Annotated in this window: 17 protein-coding genes; 6 read left to right on the forward strand and 11 right to left on the reverse strand. The window is 65.2% G+C overall.

The genetic code is table 11. The features are described 5' to 3' along the window. Positions 1 to 3 precede the first annotated feature (3 nt). The 4 genes from A9K66_RS11775 to A9K66_RS11790 form a co-directional block, all read right to left on the reverse strand. Positions 4 to 1,533 (reverse strand): YifB family Mg chelatase-like AAA ATPase, encoded by a 1,530-nt coding sequence (locus A9K66_RS11775; protein WP_067323730.1) that lies wholly within the window; start codon positions 1,531 to 1,533, stop codon positions 4 to 6. A 146-nt stretch (positions 1,534 to 1,679) separates the two neighbouring features. Further along, complete coding sequence (gshB, locus tag A9K66_RS11780) at positions 1,680 to 2,621, reverse strand: glutathione synthase (protein WP_067323732.1); 942 nt, start codon at positions 2,619 to 2,621, stop codon at positions 1,680 to 1,682. Positions 2,622 to 2,688: 67 nt separating this feature from the next. Continuing rightward, positions 2,689 to 3,063 (reverse strand): GtrA family protein, encoded by a 375-nt coding sequence (locus A9K66_RS11785; RefSeq protein ID WP_067323734.1) that lies wholly within the window; start codon positions 3,061 to 3,063, stop codon positions 2,689 to 2,691. Further along, entirely contained in the window at positions 3,063 to 4,073 is a 1,011-nt protein-coding gene (locus A9K66_RS11790; RefSeq protein WP_067324634.1) for a glycosyltransferase, read from the reverse strand. The genes A9K66_RS11785 and A9K66_RS11790 overlap by 1 nt, the downstream gene beginning before the upstream one ends. Before the next feature lie 246 nt (positions 4,074 to 4,319). On the opposite strand from A9K66_RS11790, the gene A9K66_RS11795 reads away from it, so the two are divergent. From A9K66_RS11795 to A9K66_RS11820, 6 genes are all read left to right on the forward strand, one after another. Continuing rightward, a complete protein-coding gene (locus tag A9K66_RS11795; RefSeq protein ID WP_067324636.1) occupies positions 4,320 to 5,669 on the forward strand; it encodes an EAL domain-containing protein in 1,350 nt (449 codons plus the stop codon). Positions 5,670 to 5,826: 157 nt separating this feature from the next. Then, positions 5,827 to 6,594, forward strand: coding sequence for an SDR family oxidoreductase (locus A9K66_RS11800; protein WP_067324638.1), 768 nt, complete (start codon positions 5,827 to 5,829; stop codon positions 6,592 to 6,594). After that, the gene (locus A9K66_RS11805; RefSeq protein WP_067323736.1) at positions 6,591 to 7,526 is read left to right on the forward strand and encodes a 2-dehydro-3-deoxygalactonokinase; all 936 of its coding nucleotides are present in this window, start codon (positions 6,591 to 6,593) and stop codon (positions 7,524 to 7,526) included. The genes A9K66_RS11800 and A9K66_RS11805 overlap by 4 nt, the downstream gene beginning before the upstream one ends. Then, positions 7,523 to 8,161 carry a 2-dehydro-3-deoxy-6-phosphogalactonate aldolase gene (locus A9K66_RS11810; RefSeq protein ID WP_067323738.1) on the forward strand — a complete coding sequence of 213 codons (639 nt, stop codon included), beginning with the start codon at positions 7,523 to 7,525 and terminating at the stop codon, positions 8,159 to 8,161. Before A9K66_RS11805 ends, A9K66_RS11810 begins: the two co-directional genes overlap by 4 nt. Further along, positions 8,161 to 9,033 (forward strand): SMP-30/gluconolactonase/LRE family protein, encoded by an 873-nt coding sequence (locus A9K66_RS11815; protein WP_067323740.1) that lies wholly within the window; start codon positions 8,161 to 8,163, stop codon positions 9,031 to 9,033. The genes A9K66_RS11810 and A9K66_RS11815 overlap by 1 nt, the downstream gene beginning before the upstream one ends. A 94-nt stretch (positions 9,034 to 9,127) precedes the next feature. Beyond that, complete coding sequence (locus A9K66_RS11820) at positions 9,128 to 10,186, forward strand: D-alanine:D-lactate ligase-like protein (protein WP_067323742.1); 1,059 nt, start codon at positions 9,128 to 9,130, stop codon at positions 10,184 to 10,186. Between the two features lie 124 nt (positions 10,187 to 10,310). Here A9K66_RS11820 and A9K66_RS11825 read toward each other — a convergent pair whose 3' ends face one another. The 7 genes from A9K66_RS11825 to A9K66_RS11855 form a co-directional block, all read right to left on the reverse strand. After that, positions 10,311 to 10,598: a DUF1330 domain-containing protein gene (locus A9K66_RS11825; protein ID WP_067324640.1), complete on the reverse strand. Its 288-nt coding sequence runs from the start codon at positions 10,596 to 10,598 to the stop codon at positions 10,311 to 10,313. A gap of 37 nt (positions 10,599 to 10,635) precedes the next feature. Beyond that, entirely contained in the window at positions 10,636 to 11,337 is a 702-nt protein-coding gene (gene pyrF, locus A9K66_RS11830; protein ID WP_067323744.1) for an orotidine-5'-phosphate decarboxylase, read from the reverse strand. Continuing rightward, positions 11,337 to 11,933 carry an NADPH-dependent FMN reductase gene (locus A9K66_RS11835; RefSeq protein WP_067323746.1) on the reverse strand — a complete coding sequence of 199 codons (597 nt, stop codon included), beginning with the start codon at positions 11,931 to 11,933 and terminating at the stop codon, positions 11,337 to 11,339. The genes pyrF and A9K66_RS11835 overlap by 1 nt, the downstream gene beginning before the upstream one ends. A 75-nt stretch (positions 11,934 to 12,008) precedes the next feature. Then, positions 12,009 to 12,614, reverse strand: a complete 606-nt coding sequence (gene pmtA, locus A9K66_RS11840; protein WP_067323747.1) for a phospholipid N-methyltransferase PmtA — start codon at positions 12,612 to 12,614, stop codon at positions 12,009 to 12,011. A gap of 122 nt (positions 12,615 to 12,736) precedes the next feature. After that, the gene (gene dnaJ / locus A9K66_RS11845; RefSeq protein ID WP_067003083.1) at positions 12,737 to 13,867 is read right to left on the reverse strand and encodes a molecular chaperone DnaJ; all 1,131 of its coding nucleotides are present in this window, start codon (positions 13,865 to 13,867) and stop codon (positions 12,737 to 12,739) included. Positions 13,868 to 14,087: 220 nt separating this feature from the next. Continuing rightward, positions 14,088 to 16,004 carry a molecular chaperone DnaK gene (gene dnaK, locus A9K66_RS11850; protein WP_067323749.1) on the reverse strand — a complete coding sequence of 639 codons (1,917 nt, stop codon included), beginning with the start codon at positions 16,002 to 16,004 and terminating at the stop codon, positions 14,088 to 14,090. Between the two features lie 386 nt (positions 16,005 to 16,390). Continuing rightward, the gene (locus A9K66_RS11855; protein ID WP_067323751.1) at positions 16,391 to 17,389 is read right to left on the reverse strand and encodes an LLM class flavin-dependent oxidoreductase; all 999 of its coding nucleotides are present in this window, start codon (positions 17,387 to 17,389) and stop codon (positions 16,391 to 16,393) included. Between the last annotated feature and the right edge of the window lies 1 nt (position 17,390).

Raw genomic sequence — 17,390 nt, forward strand, 5'->3', positions numbered from 1 at the left:
ACCTTACGCCGCCTGCGCCATGCGCTCCGCGCTCATGCGGTAGGAGATCGCCTCGGCGAGATGGATGCGGCCGACGGTTTCGCTGGCGTCGAGATCGGCGAGCGTCCGCGCGACCTTCAGCACGCGGTGATAGGCTCGCGCCGAGAAGGCGAGCTTTTCGCTGGCGTCCTTGAGCAGCGTCAGCCCGGCGGCGTCGGGCCTGGCGATCGCCTCGACGACCGAAGGCGGGCAGTGCGCGCTGGTGGTGGCCGCCGCACCCAGCCTTTCCAGCCGCTCGCGCTGCATGGCCCGGGCGCGCGCCACGCGCTGCGCCACAGCGGCACTGGCCTCGGCCTTGTCCGGCCGGATCAGGTCGCTTGCCGAGACTGCCGGCACTTCGATCCTGAGATCGATGCGGTCGAGCAGCGGGCCGGAAATGCGCGCCTGGTATTCGGTGCGGCAGCGCTCGCCGCGCAGGCAGCGATAGCCGGGCTCGCCCGACATGCCGCAGCGGCACGGGTTCATCGCCGCCACCAGCTGGATGCGCGCCGGATAGGTGACGCGGTGGTTGGCGCGCGCGATCACGCAGTCGCCGGTCTCCAGCGGCTGGCGCAGCGCGTCCAACGTCTGCGGCGTGAATTCCGGGAACTCGTCGAGGAACAGCACGCCGTGATGCGCAAGCGACACTTCGCCCGGCCGCACGCGCAAGCCTCCGCCCACCATCGCCGCCATCGACGCCGAATGATGTGGCGCGCGGAACGGCCGTCGGTCTGTCAGCTTGCCTTCGCCGAGCTCGCCCGCTACCGACGCGATCATCGAGACTTCGAGCAGCTCCTTCGGCGCCAGCGGCGGCAAGATCGAGGGCAGCCTTTGCGCCAGCATCGACTTGCCCGAGCCCGGCGGTCCGACCATCAGGAGATTGTGGCCGCCCGCCGCCGCCACTTCCAGCGCCCGCTTGGCGCTTTCCTGGCCCTTGATGTCGGCAAGGTCCGGCAGATCGCGCGCGGCGACCTGGATGCCGGCCTCGGGACGCGACAGCACCTGGGTGCCGCGAAAATGGTTGGCGATGGCAATCAGGCTGCGCGGCGCCAGGATATCGAAATCCTTGCCGGCCCAGGCTGCCTCCGGCCCGCAGGCGAACGGACAGATCAGCCCTTTGCCTTCGGCGTTGGCGCCGATCGCCGCCGGCAGCGCGCCGGCGACAGCGGCGATGGTGCCGTCGAGCGACAATTCGCCGAGCACGACATAGCCGGCCAGCATATCGCCCGGAATGGCGCCGAGCGCGGCCATCAATCCGAGCGCGATCGGCAGATCGTAGTGGCTGCCTTCCTTGGGCAGGTCCGCCGGCGCGAGATTCACCGTCACCTTCTTCGACGGCATCGACAGGCCGGAGGCATGAAGCGCGGCCTGCACGCGTTCCCGGCTCTCTGCCACCGCCTTGTCCGGCAGGCCGACGATCTGCATGCCGACCTTGCCCGGCGCGATCATCACCTGGACATCGACCGGCACGGCCTCGATGCCCTGGAAAGCCACCGTGCGAACCCGCGCTACCATCTTGTCTCAAGCCCCCGGATACCGGCTCGCTCGCCGGTCCTGCGATCAGGCGGCGAGCGAGTTTGGTTTAGACAACCACAGATTTGCGGCTTAAGCAAGAACATTACGGGAACATACGGTCCCGCCCACCGGGCAGCTGAGGGGCGCTACTTCCGCTTCCCTTCCACGCAGTCCCAGAACAGGGCAGCAATGTCCGCGCCGCCGAAGCGCCGCACCTCGCGCACGCCGGTCGGCGAGGTGACGTTGATCTCGGTCATGTAGTCGCCGATGACATCGATGCCGACGAGGATGAAGCCGCGTTCCCTGAGCGCTGGCCCGATGCGGGCGCAGATCTCGCGTTCGCGCTCCGTCAGCTCGGTCTTCTCGGCGCGGCCGCCGACATGCATGTTGGAGCGCGAATCGTGCTCGGCCGGCACACGGTTGATGGCGCCCACCGGCTCGCCGTCGATCAGGATGATGCGCTTGTCGCCCTTGCGCACGTCCTTGAGGTAGCGCTGCACGATATAGGGCTCGCGGAACAGTTGGCCGAACATTTCGAGCAGCGAGGCGAGGTTGCGGTCGGCCTCGTGCAGATGGAAGATGCCCGCCCCGCCATTGCCGTAGAGCGGCTTGACGATGATGTCGCCGAACTCCTTGCGAAAGGCGGCCACCTCCTGCGGATCCTTGGTGATCAGCGTCTCCGGCATCAGGTCCGGGAATTCGGTGACGAAGATCTTTTCCGGGCTGTTGCGCACCCAGGCCGGGTCATTGACCACCAGCGTCTTCGGATGGATGCGTTCCAGAATGTGGGTGGTGGTGATGTAGTTCATGTCGAAGGGCGGGTCCTGCCTCAGCAGCACCACGTCCATCTCCGAGAGATCGGTGCGCACCGGCTCGCCCAGCGAATAATGGCTGCCCTTCTCGTCGCGCACCTGCATCTCCTCGGCGCGCGCGAACACCTTGCCGTCCCGCATCGACAGCCGGTCGGGCGTGTAGTGGAAAAGCTTGTGCCCGCGCCGCTGCGCTTCCAACGACAGCGCGAACGTGGTGTCGCCGGCGATCGACACCGTCGAGACATGGTCCATCTGGACGGCGATTTTCAACGGCATCTCGGGTCTCCGGCAATCTCTGTCGCCGATATAGGGAAATCGGCGGCATCTGCCAATCGGCCAGAGATTATCGGTCGAAGACCAGCCGGGAATAGCCGACGAAGGACAGCGCCATCGCGACCAGCGAGGCGACCGTCAGCGCCGCCAGCGGCGGCAGGGAGGGCAGCGCGAACAGAAGGGCACAATAGACGAGATAATTGACGATGCTGGTGGCGACGCCGACGCCGCCGTAACGCGCGCCCTCCTGCGCGATGCCTCGGCTCGACGGCGCAAAGGTCAAATGCCGGTTGATCTGCCAGGTGACGGTGAGCGCGAAGCCGATCGACAGCACGCGTGCCGCCAGCGGCCCGAGCGGCGTGACGGAAAGCAGCAGCCAGAGCGCGGCCGCATCGGCAACGAAGCCGATGCCGCCGGCAAGCACGAAGCGGGCAAGCCGAACCATCAGGCGGCTCGCGAGGGCTTGCCCGGCTCCCTCGTCGGGGAGGCCTCGCCGTTGAAGCCCGCGCGCCGCTCGATGCGGCCGGCAGGGATGGAAAGATAGAAGATGCGCTTCTGTTCGGCCCGGCCGCGCGACACCGAATCGAGGATCAGCCCGGTGACCATCGCCAGCATGGACAAGAGGAGCAGGCCAACGGACAGCACCCAGGTCGGCATGCGCGGAACAAGTCCTGTCTCGGCGAACTCGATCAGCACCGGGATCATCAGCCCGATGCTGGCCGCCAGGAAGAACAGGGCAAACGTGCCGAAGAAACGCAGCGGCTGCGTCTCCTTCACCAGCATGGCGAACATCCACAGGATCCTGGCGCCGTCTCTGAACGTCGACAGCTTCGACGATGAGCCTTCCGGGCGGCGGCCGTAGTCGAGCGCCATCTCGTTCACCGGCAGCTTGAGCTGCGAGGCATGGACCGACATCTCGGTCTCGATCTCGAAGCCGCCGGAAACCGCCGGGAAGCTCTTGACGAAGCGCCGCGAAAAGACCCGGTAGCCGGAAAAGATATCGGTGAAATCGGTGCCGAACAGGCCCTTGTAGAGTCGGTTGAAGATGCGGTTGCCGAAGGCGTGGCCGGAGCGGCCGGCGTCGTCGGTGACGCCCCGCCGGGTGCCCACCACCATGTCCGAGCGCTCGGTCAAGAGTGTGTTGATCAGCTGCGGCGCATCTTCCGGCGCGTAGGTACCGTCGCCGTCCGCCATCACATAGATGTCGGCGTCGATGTCGGCGAACATGCGGCGCACGACATTGCCCTTGCCCTGACGCGGTTCGCGCACGACGACCGCGCCGGCCGCCCGAGCCCTGAGCGCGGTCAGGTCCTTCGAATTGTTGTCGTAGACATAGATAGTCGCGGAGGGCAGCGTCTCGCGGAAGCGCCGCACGACCTCGCCGATCGTCAGCTCCTCATTGTAGCAGGGCAGGAGCACGGCGATCGCCGGCTCGTTGCGGACCTCGTGCGGCATGCCTGTCTCCGGTGCCCGGGCCCAGCCGACCAGCCGCGCCAATGCCGGCGTCTCCGGGCCGCTTTACTATTTATTGAAGCTGTTAATGCCCGGTTTAAGCCTCCATCGCCAAAGACCCCTGGACCGCCAGGCATGGCGCCAAGGCCCCCCATTTTCGCGATCTTCAGAAAATCGATTTTCCGATACCTTTCCTAAACGCTTTGCTGCCAGTCTGGTTACAAATTCCCCCGTCAGAACAGGAACATGATGCAAACGACGTTTGGCACCGGGCAGCCAGGCAGGGAAAACGCGGATCTGGCCTTCACCGATCCGCTGACCGGGCTTGGCAACCATCGTCGCTTTTACGACAAGGTCGATCGCCTGATCAGCGACCGCGCCGACGATCCCGCGCCCTTCACCGTTGGCATCCTCGATCTCGATGGCTTCAAGCCGATCAACGACCTGTTCGGCCACAAGGCCGGCGACGACATCCTGATCCAGGTGGCTATGCGCTTGCGTGCCTCGATGGATGGCTATTCCACCGTCTGTCGCATCGGCGCCGACGAGTTCGCCTTCCTCTACCCGATGGTGTTCAGCGAGGAGCAGGCGGCCGAGAAGTCGCGCATGCTGATCGAGATCCTGTCGGCACCCTATGATGTCGGCGAGCGCACCGCCAGATTGTCGGCTTCGGTCGGCTGCTCGCTGTTTTATTCCGGCGACGAGACCACAGAGATCCTGATCAACAAGGCCGAGACCGCGCTCTACCACGCCAAGCGCTCGGGCCGCGGCCGCGTGGTCGTCTACACACGCGAGATGGAGGAGGCCGCCAAGCGCGTCACCCGCATCGAGCAGGCGCTGCGCCGCGCCGTCTCGGCCGGCGAGGTCGAGCCGCATTTCCAGCCGATCGTCGACCTCACCAGTCGCCGCACCATCGGCTTCGAGACGCTGGCTCGCTGGACCGATCGCGATCTCGGCATGGTGCCGCCGAGCGTGTTCATTCCCATCGCCGAGGAGCGCGGCATCATCGGCCCGCTGTCGCAGCTGGTGCTGCGCAAGGCGACCGAGGCGGCGCGCAACTGGCCGAAGGACCTGTTTTTGTCCTTCAACCTGTCGCCCTCGCAGCTTGTCGACCAGAACACCGGCCTGCATATCCTGGCGATCCTCGACCGCACCGGCTTCGATCCGCGCCGCCTGGAGATCGAGATCACCGAAACCGGCTTGATGACCGACCCGGCTTCGGCCGAGAAGATCGTCGAGGATCTGCGCCGGGTCGGCATCCGCGTCTCGCTCGACGATTTCGGCACCGGCCAGTCCTCGCTCGGGCGCCTGCGCGAATTCCATTTCGACAAGCTGAAGATCGATCGCGCCTTCGTTTCCTCGATCCTCGAAGACCGCCCCTCGGAACACATCATCCGTGCCATTCTCGCCATGTGCGAAGGACTCGGCATGGACGTTGTGGCCGAAGGCATAGAGGAGGAAGCGCAGGCCGACCGCCTGGTCCAGTTCGGCTGCGCGGGTGGCCAGGGGTATCTGTTCGGCAAGCCCGTCGATGCCGACGCCACGCTTGGCTATCTGCGCGATTCCTATCGCGGCGCACTGCGCGCCAAGGCGATCTGATCGAGCCAACCCGCGATCCAAGCCCATCCGTCCGCGCCTCGCGGAAGCGCGGCTGCTATTTTTTTGTCAGACATATTGCCGCCGAAATCGCCTTTTCACCCTTGCTCCCGAGGCCGGCATGGCTAGGATGCGCGCCGGCCAAAGAGAGACAGAAATCATGATGCCATCGGCGCGTTTCGCCGACCTCGACGGCGCCTCGGTGTTGATCACCGGCGGCGGTTCCGGCATCGGCGCGGCGCTGACCGAGGGCTTTATGCGGCAAGGCGCCAAGGTCGCCTTCATCGACATCGCCGACAAGCCCAGCACGGCGCTGGCCGACCGTCTGGAAAGAGAGCTTGGCCGGCGTCCGCTCTATCTCAAGACCGATCTGCGCGACGTCGAGGCGCTGCGCGCCGCGGCAGCGAAGGCGGCGAAAGCGCATGGCGATGTCACGGCGCTGGTCAACAACGCCGCGCTTGACGATCGCCATGAGGTGAAGGATGTCACGGTCGAGTTCTGGGACAACAACCTGGCCATCAACCTGCGGCCGCATTTCTTCACGGCCCAGGCGGTGGCGCCGGGCATGAAGCGCGCCGGCGGCGGCTCGATCATCAATTTCAGCTCCACGTCCTATCTCATCAACCATCCCGATCTGCCGGCTTACACCGCCGCCAAGGCCGGTATCCTCGGTCTCACCAAAGGCCTTGCCGGCAAGCTCGGCGCCGACGGCATCCGCGTCAACGCGGTTGCGCCCGGCTGGGTGATCACCGAACGTCAGCGCGAGCTTTGGGTTACCGAGGAGGCGCTTGCCGCCCATGTCGCCAAGCAATGCATCAAGGAGCCCATGCGGCCCGACGACATTGTGGGCACGGTGCTGTTCCTGGCGTCGGACGCCTCGCGCATGCTGACCGCGCAAATGCTGATTGTCGACGGAGGCGTGCTGTGAGCGGCGCGCCTGCGGTCGCCGCCCTCGACTGGGGCACGACCAGGCTCAGGGCCTGGCTGCTCGACGGCGCGGGTCAGCTGCTCGCCGAGCGGCGCGGCGACGACGGCCTGATCACCGCGCGCGAAAAGGGTTTTGCGACGGTGCTGGAAGGCCATCTCGCCGCCATGGGCGCGCCGAAGTCCCTGCCCGTCATCATCTGCGGCATGGCGGGTTCCCGCCAGGGCTGGATCGAGGCGCCATACGTCACCGTGCCTGCCCCGATCGGCGCCATCTTGGCAGGTGCCGCCCGCATCGAAGGCGAGCGCCGCGACATCCGTATCGTGCCCGGCCTCGCACAGCGCCTCGCCGACGCGCCGGATGTCATGCGCGGCGAGGAAACGCAGCTTGCCGGCGCGAATCTGCCGCCAACGGGGCGCCACATCGTCTGCATGCCGGGCACCCATTCCAAATGGGTCGTGGCCGAGGACGGCGCGGTCGCCGGCTTCGGCACCTGGCCGACCGGCGAGTTGTTTTCGGTATTGGCCGCGCATTCGATCCTGAAACATTCGCTGGGCGAACATCCGGCACCGGTCACGGCGGATGGTCCGTTCTTCCGTCAGTGGTGCGAGCGGGCGCTGGGCGAAGGCGGCGACGTTACCTCAAAGCTGTTTGCGATCCGCGCCGCCGGGCTGCTGCAAGATTTGAAATCCGACGAGGCGGCGGCGTGCCTGTCCGGGCTGTTGATCGGCGGCGAGATCGCTTCGGCGAAGCGGCGCTACGGCATCAGTGAAGCGCCCGTCGTGCTGATCGCTTCCGGCGCGCTGGCTTCGCTCTATGGCGCCGCTCTTGGCTTCGCCGGTCTTGCTTTTCGGGTCGTCGATGCGGATGAAGCGGTGCGCGCCGGCCTTGTCGAAGCCGCGCGCGAGAACCGCATGATCGGAGGCGACGCGTGACGCAGACAGCACCCTTTCCGAGACTGAAACGCGGGCTGGTCGCCATCTTGCGTGGCCTCAAGCCGACAGAGGCGATCTCAATAGGCCAGGCGGTCTTCGACGCTGGCATCGAGGCGATCGAGGTGCCGCTCAATTCGCCGGAACCGTTTTCGTCGATCACCAGGATCGCCGAAGTCCTTCCGGAAACCGCGCTGGTCGGCGCCGGCACGGTGCTGACGGCGGCCGATGTCGATGCCTTGCACAAGGCCGGCGGCCGGCTGCTGGTCAGCCCCAACATCGATGCCGATGTCATGGGCCGCGCCATGCAGTATGGCATGGTGACGATGCCGGGCGTGTTCACGCCCACCGAGGCCTTCCAGGCGATCAGGCTCGGTGCTTCGGCGCTTAAATTCTTCCCGGCAAGCGTGCTCGGCGCCGGCGGCATTTCGGCGATCCGCGCCGTGCTGCCGGCAACGGCGCTGATCGGCGCCGTCGGCGGTGTTTCGGACAAGGATTTTGCCGGCTACAAAGCCGTCGGCGTCAGCGTCTTCGGCCTGGGGTCGAGCCTTTATAAGCCGGGCGCCAGCGTCGATGAAGTGGCTGAGCGCGCCCGCGCCGCGGTCGCGGCCTGGGACGAAGCCTTCGGAGGGATTTGATGGACAGCGTTTCGGTCTTCAGCGATCACATTTGCCAGTTGGGGGAGGGACCGAGCTACGATCCCGGCACCGAGACACTGTTCTGGTTCGACATCGTCAATGGCAAGCTTCTGGAAAAGCCGCTCGCCGGCGCGCTGAAAATCCATGATCTCGGCGTGATGGCCAGCGCCATCGCCGTCATTGACGATGCCCGCCAGCTGATCGCCACCGAGATCGGCCTGCAGGTCCGCGATGTGGCGACCGGCAAGTTGACGCTGCACACGCCGATCGAAGCTGACAATCCGCTGACCCGCTCCAACGATTCCCGCGTCCATCCCTGCGGCGCGTTGTGGACCGGCACGATGGGCAAGGACGAGGGCAAGGGCGCCGGCGCGATCTACTGGTTCTTCAAGGGCGAGCTTCGCCGACTGTTCTCCGACATTACCGTGTCCAACTCGATCTGCTTTTCCGACGACGGGACGATCGCCTACTACACCGATACCGCGACCGGGCTTCTGATGCGCGTCGCTTGCGATCCGGCGACCGGCCTGCCGACGGGCGAGCCGAACATCTTCGTCGATCATCGTTCGCAAAAAGGCTATGTCGACGGCTCGGTCGTCGACCGCGACGGGGTGCTGTGGAACGCCGTCTGGGGCGGCAAGGCGGTGAAGGCCTATTCGCCGGACGGCATGCTGCTGCGCGAAATCCCGATGCCGGTAACCCAGCCTTCCTGCCCCGCCTTTGTCGGGCCGAACGCCGACCGCCTTGCGGTGACATCGGCCTGGAAAGGCAAGGACGACAAGCAGCGCAAGCTCGATCCTCAGGCCGGCATGACCTTCCTGCTCGACATTCCGGTCCGGGGCTGCTTCGAGCCCCGCGTGCTGATCGCCTGAGCGGCTTGCGCATTATCGCTCGCTCAGGTCGGTTTCCTGAAAGCCGATTGCAACCGCCATGCGATGGTAGCACCAGACTTTTCTGGGAGCTTCCATGCCGAGCAACGGGCCGACGCTGATCCTTGTCCATGAGCCGGAGAGGGCTTGCTTCGACCGGCTGGTCGCCGACGGCTACCAGACGGAACGCGCAACCGAGATATCGTCCTATCTGGCGCAGTCGACCGACCTCGCGCCCGAATTCGGCCAGCTCGCCGCCGCTTGCGAAACGCGCGGCCTCACCTTGATGGCCGTCGAGCTGGACGACGCCGCGACCGTCTTGGCGAACGCCGATCCCGCCAAAACCCTGGTCTGGACGCTGACCGACGGCATCGCCTATTTCCGCGGCGGCGCTTCGCCTGCGCTGGCAAGGCTGAACGGACTGAAGACGATCGGCGCCGACGATTCGCTGTTCGCGCTCTGCCAGGACAAGTTCCGCTCCGGCGCCGTGCTCGGCGCGCTTGGCCTGCCGGTGCCGCCGGCCGGGCTGGCCCGAAATGGGAAATGGCTGGTCGAGCCGTCGGCCTCGTCCGCCGGCTGGTTCGTCAAACCAAACCGGCTCGGCGCCAAGATCGGCATCTGGCCGGATTCGCGCTGTCGCGATCTTGGTCATGCGCTGGAGCTCAGCCGGCGGGTCTTTGACCATTATCGCGACGATGTCGTCGTCCAGCCTTATGTCGCCGGCCGTAATGTGCGGGCAAGCTTCCTCGGTCTGAAGCCGGATACCGGCGTCGAGGCGCTCGGCATCGCCTTCGTCGAGTCCGGCGGCGACTTCCAGACCATGGCCGACTCCATGGCGCTCTACGGCGATAGCGGCCAAGCCGCCAGGGACGCAGGCACCTATGCCGAGCCGGAGCTCGAGCAGGTCGCCGCCAGCCAGCCGGCGGCCGATCGCGCGATCCGCGCCATCGCGCAGGAGCTGATCGCCGGGCTTGGCCTGAAGGACGTCTTCTCGGTCGATTTCAGGGTCGAGGCCGACGACACCGTCCATCTCATCGAGTTCGAAGTCTGTCCCGGCCTGCCCTGCTTCGATTTCCGCGACTATTGCCGCAGGCAATGGAGCATGAGCCTGGCGGATGCGATGGCGGAGACGGCGACCAGCCGGCTGAGGGCATAAGCTTAGGGATTGCACCGGCCTGCGGCTGCGGAGCGGCTTTGAGACGCCGGCGAAGGATCGCTGCAAATCTCTATTCTGCGCCACCGCCTTCCTTGATCATGTCAAGGCAGAACGATTCAGACGATCAAACGCCCTCGACCAGCACGATCTCGCCGTCGGCCACTTTCTGGCGAATGGCGACGGCGCGCTGATATTCCGGCGAGTGGTAGCAGTCATGTGCGGCGGCAAGCGAATCGAACTCGATGATCACATTGCGCGCGCGGCCGGGCCCCTCGGCCTTCTCATGCTCGCCGCCGCGCGCCAGGAATTTCGCGCCGAAGCGCTCGAAAGCCGGTTTGGCGGCGGCGACATAGTCCTTGTAGCCTTCCGGGTCGCGCACATCGACGCGGGCAACCCAATATCCCTTTGGCATCATTTTCTCCTGTTTCGGTTCGCAAACCGGATCGGCCCTATGCCGAGCACATTTCGGCCAAGATAGCCTCGGCCGCCGCCCGCCGATCCGGCGCCTTGACGATCGGCCGGCCGACGACAAGGTGGCTGGAGCCGTTGCGGATCGCCTGCGCCGGCGTCACCACACGCTTCTGGTCGCCATGGTCGCTGCCGCTCGGCCGTATACCCGGCGTGACCACGGCCATGTCGGGACCGACGATCCGGCGCACGGCTTCGGCCTCCTCGGCCGAGCAGACGATGCCGCCCATGCCGGCATGCAGCGCCTGTTCGGCGCGCCTCAGCACCAGCGTGTGCGGATCGTGTTCATAGCCGGCATCGATCATGTCCTGCTCGTCCATCGAGGTCAGCACGGTCACCGCGAGCAGGCAGAGATCGCTGCCTTTGGCTGCTTCCACCGCCGCCTGCATAGCCTTGGGATAGGCATGCAGTGTCAGCATCGAGACCCCCATCCTGGCGATATTCTCGACCCCCTTGGCCACCGTGTTGTCGATATCGAGCAGCTTCATGTCGAGGAAGACCTTGGTGCCGCCGCTGGCGAGCTCGCGCGCGAAATCGAGCCCGCCGGCAAAGGCGAGCTGATAGCCGATCTTATAGAAAGAGACGCTGCCTTCGAGCTCGCGCACCGTCTGTTCAGCTTCTTTCAGCGTCGGCACGTCGAGGCCGACGATCAGCCTGTCGCGCATGGTCTCGACCGGATGCATCAGACCTCGATCCTCACGGACAGCATGCGCGAGGTTTCGATCAGTGTACGGCATAGGCGCTCCATCGATTGGTGCAGTCTGGCGTCGCGGAATTGTCCGTCCTCGGCGAAGGCTTCATCGGCGCCGGAAACCGAGCATTCCGGCGTGATCACTTCCATCTGGCAGCGCACCAGCACCGCTCGCAGATGGTTGATGCAGCGTATGCCGGCAAACTTGCCCTCGGAGGAGGAGCAGAGCGCGACGGGCTTGCCGTAAAGCGGCCTGAACGAGCGGCTGCCGTCGCGCCGGAGCCGGCTCACCCAGTCGATCGAATTCTTCAAGAGCGGCGGGATCGAGCCGTTATATTCAGGCGTCGCGATCAGCAGCCCGTCATGGGCGGATATCTGATGGCCGAGCTTCACGGCATTCTCGGGAATGCCTTTGTCCTTCTCAAGATCCTCGTCCATGATCGGCAGCGGATAGTCGCCGAGCGAAATGCGGGTCACCTCCGCACCCTGCATGGCGAGTTCCTTTTGCGCGACATCGGCCGTCCGGCCGCTGAAAGCGCCGGTGCGGATCGAGCCTGCGAAAACGAGGATTCTTGGGATTACTGCCATCGGCCACCTGTCGAACGACGTATAGGCCGAAGAGCGATCAATCCCCAAGCGCTTTCGATGGCCAAGCGCTTTCGGTCAACATGCCTCGCGTCGGTAGATCCACAGCTGCGTAGGCGGAATGTTGCGGATGATGAAATCGAAATGCTTGACCGTGTAGTCGCCGCGGCCGGGCGGGATCGGCGACAGCGGGCCGTAGGTCAGCTGCACGATCGGCCGGCCGACGGGAATGCGGTCGAGCAGGCTTTCGATGTAGGCGATGCGCTGGGCGACCGGGAAATTGAGCAGCGGCACGCCGGAGACGACCGAATCGAACACCAAGTCGCGCTTGTCGCCGAGTGTTGCGTCGAGGTTGAAGGCGTCGCCCTCGATGACCTTGACGCGCGGATAGAGCCGGCGCAGATGGCGCACGAAGTCGGTCGAGTATTCGATCGCGTAGAGGTTCTCCGGCTTCACGCCCTGGGCGAGGATGGCGCGGGTGATGACGCCGGTGCCGGGGCCGACCTCCAGCACCGGCAGGCCCGATTTCGGGTTGACGATCGAGGCCATCTTGCGGGCGGTCACGGAACTGGTGGGAACGATCGAGCCGACAGCTTTCGGCTTGTCGATCCAGCCTTTGAAGAACTTCAGCTCGTCGTCGAATTTTTCCGCCAGCGCTTTGCGCAACCCGGGACCACGTGCCATGCGAGCTCTCCTCAACGCTCCCCGACCCGCTACTTAGCAGCTAGGTGGAACAAGGCAAGGCAAGATCTGGCATAAGATGTTGATGACGCTGAGGCAGCGCGTCAACCCCTGTCGCACCCCACTCAGGGCTCGCCGAAGGATTCGAAAAAGTCCTTCATGCGGGCGAAGAAGCCGCTCGACTGGGGCGAATTGTCCTTCGAGGAGAGCTGCTCGAACTCTTCCAGGAGCTCGCGCTGGCGCCGCGACAGGTTCTGCGGCGTCTCGACCGCCGTCTGGATGTAGAGATCGCCGACATTGGGCTGCCGCAGCACCGGCATGCCCTTGCCCTTCAGCCGGAACTGGCGGCCGTTCTGGGTGCCTTCCGGCACTTTCACCTTGGTCTGCGTGCCGTCGAGCGTGGTGACCTCGAACGAGCCGCCGAGGGCGGCGGTCGTCATCGAGATCGGCACCTTGCAGTAGAGGTCGGCGCCGTCGCGCTGGAAGAATTCGTGCGGCTTGACGGCAAGGAAGATGTAGAGGTCGCCCGAGGGGCCGCCGCGCAGGCCGGCCTCGCCCTCATTGGCAAGCCGGATGCGTGTTCCGTCCTCGATGCCGGCCGGGATGTTGACCGACAGCGAACGCTCCTCGGTGACGCGGCCCTGGCCGGCGCATTTCGGGCAGGGGTCCTTGATCGTCTGGCCGCGCCCCTGGCATTGCGGGCAGGTGCGCTCGATCGAGAAGAAGCCTTGCGTTGCCCGCACCTTGCCATGGCCGTGGCACATCGCGCAGGTGACCGGCTGCGTGCCGGGCTTGGCGCCGCTGCCGGAGCATTCCGAACAGGAAATCGATGCCGGCACGCGGATCTGCGCCGTCTTGCCCAAAAACGCCTCTTCCAGCGAGATTTCCATGTTGTAGCGCAGGTCGGCCCCGCGCTCGCGGCCGCCCGACGAGCGGCGCTGGCGGCCACCCATCATATCGCCGAAAATGTCTTCGAAGATGTCGGCGAAGCCGCCGGCGCCGAAGCCGTGCGCCGCGCCATTCATGCCGCCCTGCTCGAAGGCGGCGTGGCCGAAACGGTCATAGGCCGCGCGCTTCTGCGGGTCCTTCAGCGTCTCGTAGGCTTCGTTGATTTCCTTGAACTTGTGCTCGCAGGCATGGTCGCCGGGGTTGCGGTCGGGATGGAACTGCATGGCGAGCTTGCGGAAAGCGCTCTTCAGCTCCTTGTCGTCGGCGCCTTTTTGCACGCCCAGCGTTTCGTAGAAATCAGCTTTCATTTTTTCCCGCTGTCCGGATGCTCAATGTCTTCAAGCATTGTCGCGTCGTCGCCGGCACGTTGTTCGATTTAGGAGCGATGTTGCCCGGATGCCAGAGCCGAGCCGTGCTCACCGGTGTTTTTCCGTCAATTTTTGGGCCAGGTCCGCACTTTTTCGGTGAAGGTTGCAAAAAAGCCCGGCCTTGCGCCGGGCTTTTCGCATTATGTGGCCGTCAGCCGGCTCAGGCCGACTTCTTCTTGTCGTCGTCTTCGTCGATTTCCTCGAAGTCGGCGTCGACCACGTCCGAATCCTTGGCGGCGTCCGCCTTGGCGTCGGCTTCGGCCGCTTCCTTCTGCGAGGCCTCGTACATGGCCTGGCCAAGCTTCATCGAAGCTTCGGCGAGCGACTGCGACTTGGCCTCGATATCGGCCACGTCATCGCCTTCAGCTGCGGACTTCAGCGCCGCAATCGCGTCGGCGATCGCGGTGCGGTCGGCCTCCGAGACCTTGTCGCCATAGTCCTTCAGCGACTTCTCGGACGAATGCACCAGCGATTCGGCCTGGTTGCGGGCCTCGACGAGGGCGCGGCGCTTCTTGTCGGCCTCGGCATTTACCTCGGCGTCCTTCACCATCTTCTCGATGTCGGCATCGGACAGACCACCCGAAGCCTGGATGCGGATCTGGTGCTCCTTGCCGGTGCCCTTGTCCTTGGCCGAGACGTTGACGATGCCGTTGGCGTCGATGTCGAAGGTGACCTCGATCTGCGGCACGCCGCGCGGAGCCGGCGGAATGCCGACCAGATCGAACTGGCCGAGCAGCTTGTTGTCGGCCGCCATCTCGCGCTCGCCCTGGAAGACGCGGATGGTCACCGCCGACTGCGAATCCTCGGCCGTCGAGAACACCTGGCTCTTCTTAGTCGGGATCGTGGTGTTGCGTTCGATCAGCCTGGTGAAAACGCCGCCCAGCGTCTCGATGCCGAGCGACAGCGGCGTCACGTCGAGCAACAGCACGTCCTTCACGTCGCCCTGCAGCACGCCGGCCTGGATGGCGGCGCCGAGCGCGACCACCTCATCCGGGTTGACGCCCTTGTGCGGCTCCTTGCCGAAGAACTGCTTCACGATCTCCTGGATCTTGGGCATGCGAGTCATGCCGCCGACCAGCACCACTTCGTCGATCTCGCCCGCCTTCAGGCCGGCATCCTTGAGCGCCGCCTTGCAGGGGTCGATGGTGCGCTGCACGAGGTCCTCGACCAGGCTCTCGAACTTCGCCCGGGTGAGCTTCATCGTCAGGTGCTTCGGCCCGCTGGCGTCGGCAGTGATGAAGGGCAGGTTGATCTCGGTCTGCGTCGTCGACGACAGCTCGATCTTGGCCTTCTCGGCCGCTTCCTTCAGGCGCTGCAGGGCGAGCTTGTCGGCCTTGAGGTCGATGCCTTGCTCCTTCTTGAACTCGGCCGCCAGGTACTCGACCAGGCGCATGTCGAAGTCCTCGCCGCCGAGGAAGGTGTCGCCGTTGGTCGACTTCACCTCGAAGACGCCGTCGCCGATCTCGAGCACCGAAATGTCGAACGTGCCGCCGCCAAGGTCATAGACGGCAATGGTCTTGCCGTCCTTCTTCTCCAGACCATAGGCAAGTGCGGCAGCCGTCGGCTCGTTGATGATGCGCAGCACTTCGAGGCCGGCGATCTTGCCGGCGTCCTTGGTCGCCTGGCGCTGGGCATCGTTGAAATAGGCCGGAACGGTGATGACCGCTTTCTCGACCTTCTCGCCGAGATAGGCTTCAGCCGTTTCCTTCATCTTCTGCAGGATCATGGCCGAGATCTGGCTGGGCGAAAGCTTCTTGCCGCCGGCCTCGACCCAGGCATCGCCATTGTCGCCCTTGACGATCTTATAGGGGACAAGCTTCTTGTCCTTCTCCGTCACCGGATCGTCATAGCGGCGGCCGATCAGGCGCTTGACCGCGAAGATGGTGTTTTCAGGATTGGTGACCGCCTGGCGCTTGGCCGGCTGGCCGACGAGGCGTTCGCCATCGCTGTTGATGGCGACGATGGAAGGGGTCGTGCGCGCGCCTTCCGCATTCTCGATAACCTTGGGCTCCTTGCCGTCCATGATGGCGATGCAGGAGTTGGTGGTTCCGAGGTCGATACCGATTACTTTTGCCATTGTTCTAGTCTCTCCTCTAAGCAGGCTCTCAGGACCCTGAATAAGGCGTTCCGACGAAAGCCCCTGTTCACAAGAAATTCCGCCACGGTCCCCGGGTTTTCAAGGCCGGGCGGTTGGCGCGTATATAAGAACAGGCGGCACGAGGCGCAAGCATCCTGCGCAACGCATCCACCAAGCCGATCCCCTGCCGGGAACGGTGCTAAATCGCCAATTTTGCGGCCGATTTGCCGCCCGATACGCCCGGACCGAGGTAAATCCGGCGCGGGCAAAAACGTCGCAGTCGCCATGATCCGGGCGTGAATGCCTGCGAACGGAGTTCCGTGGAGCTTCAGAAAGATGTGTTTTCCGCGATCGCTTGCGCCCCCCGGTCGACAGGCGGCCAGCGGTCAGGCGGCTTGCGACATCGATCTGCGCACGTCCGCGAGGATCTCGAAGGAGCGCACCCGCGCGGTGTGGTCGAACATCTGCGCCGTCACCATCAATTCGTCGGCGCCGGTGCGGCGCACGAAGGCGTCGATGCCCTGGCGGACCGTCTCCGGCGCGCCGACGACGGCACAGGACAGCGCCTGGGCCAGCATGGATCTGGCGACGGGATCAAGGTCGCGGTCGTAGTTTTCGACCGGCGGCGGCAGCTGGCCGGGCCGGCCGCTGCGCAGGTTGACGAAGGCCTGCTGCAGCGAGGTGAACAAAAGCTTCGCCTCGGCATCGGTGGGTGCCGCAAAGACATTGAGGCCGAGCATCACATAAGGCTTGTCGAGCTGCGCCGACGGCTGGAAGCGAGTGCGATAGACCTCCAGCGCGTGGTCGAGTTCGGCCGGCGCGAAATGCGAGGCGAAAGCATAGGGCAGCCCAAGCAGCGCCGCGAGCTGCGCGCCATAGAGGCTGGAGCCAAGGATCCAGACCGGCACGTCCTGGCCTTCGCCCGGCACCGCGCGGATGCGCTGACCTTCCTCGGCCGGCTGGAAATAGCCCATCAGCTCGACCACGTCCTGGGGGAAGTTGTCGCTGGCCTCCAGGTTGCGGCGAAGCGCCCGCGCCGTCATCATATCGGTGCCTGGCGCGCGACCGAGGCCGAGATCGATGCGGCCGGGGAAAAGTGCTGCCAGCGTGCCGAACTGCTCGGCAATCATCAGCGGCGCATGGTTGGGCAGCATGATGCCGCCGGCGCCGACGCGGATAGTCTTGGTGCCGCCGGCGATATGGGCGATGACAACCGACGTCGCGGCACTGGCAATGCCCGGCATGTTGTGGTGCTCGGCGAGCCAGTAGCGCTTGTAGCCAAGCCGCTCGGCATGGCAGGCAAGGTCGAGCGAATTGGCCAGCGACCGCGAGGCATCGCTGCCTTGCGTGATCGGCGACAGGTCGAGAACCGAAAGGGCCGTCATT

It is taken from the genome of Mesorhizobium sp. AA23, from assembly GCF_001672435.1.
Taxonomy (GTDB): Bacteria; Pseudomonadota; Alphaproteobacteria; order Rhizobiales; family Rhizobiaceae; genus Mesorhizobium.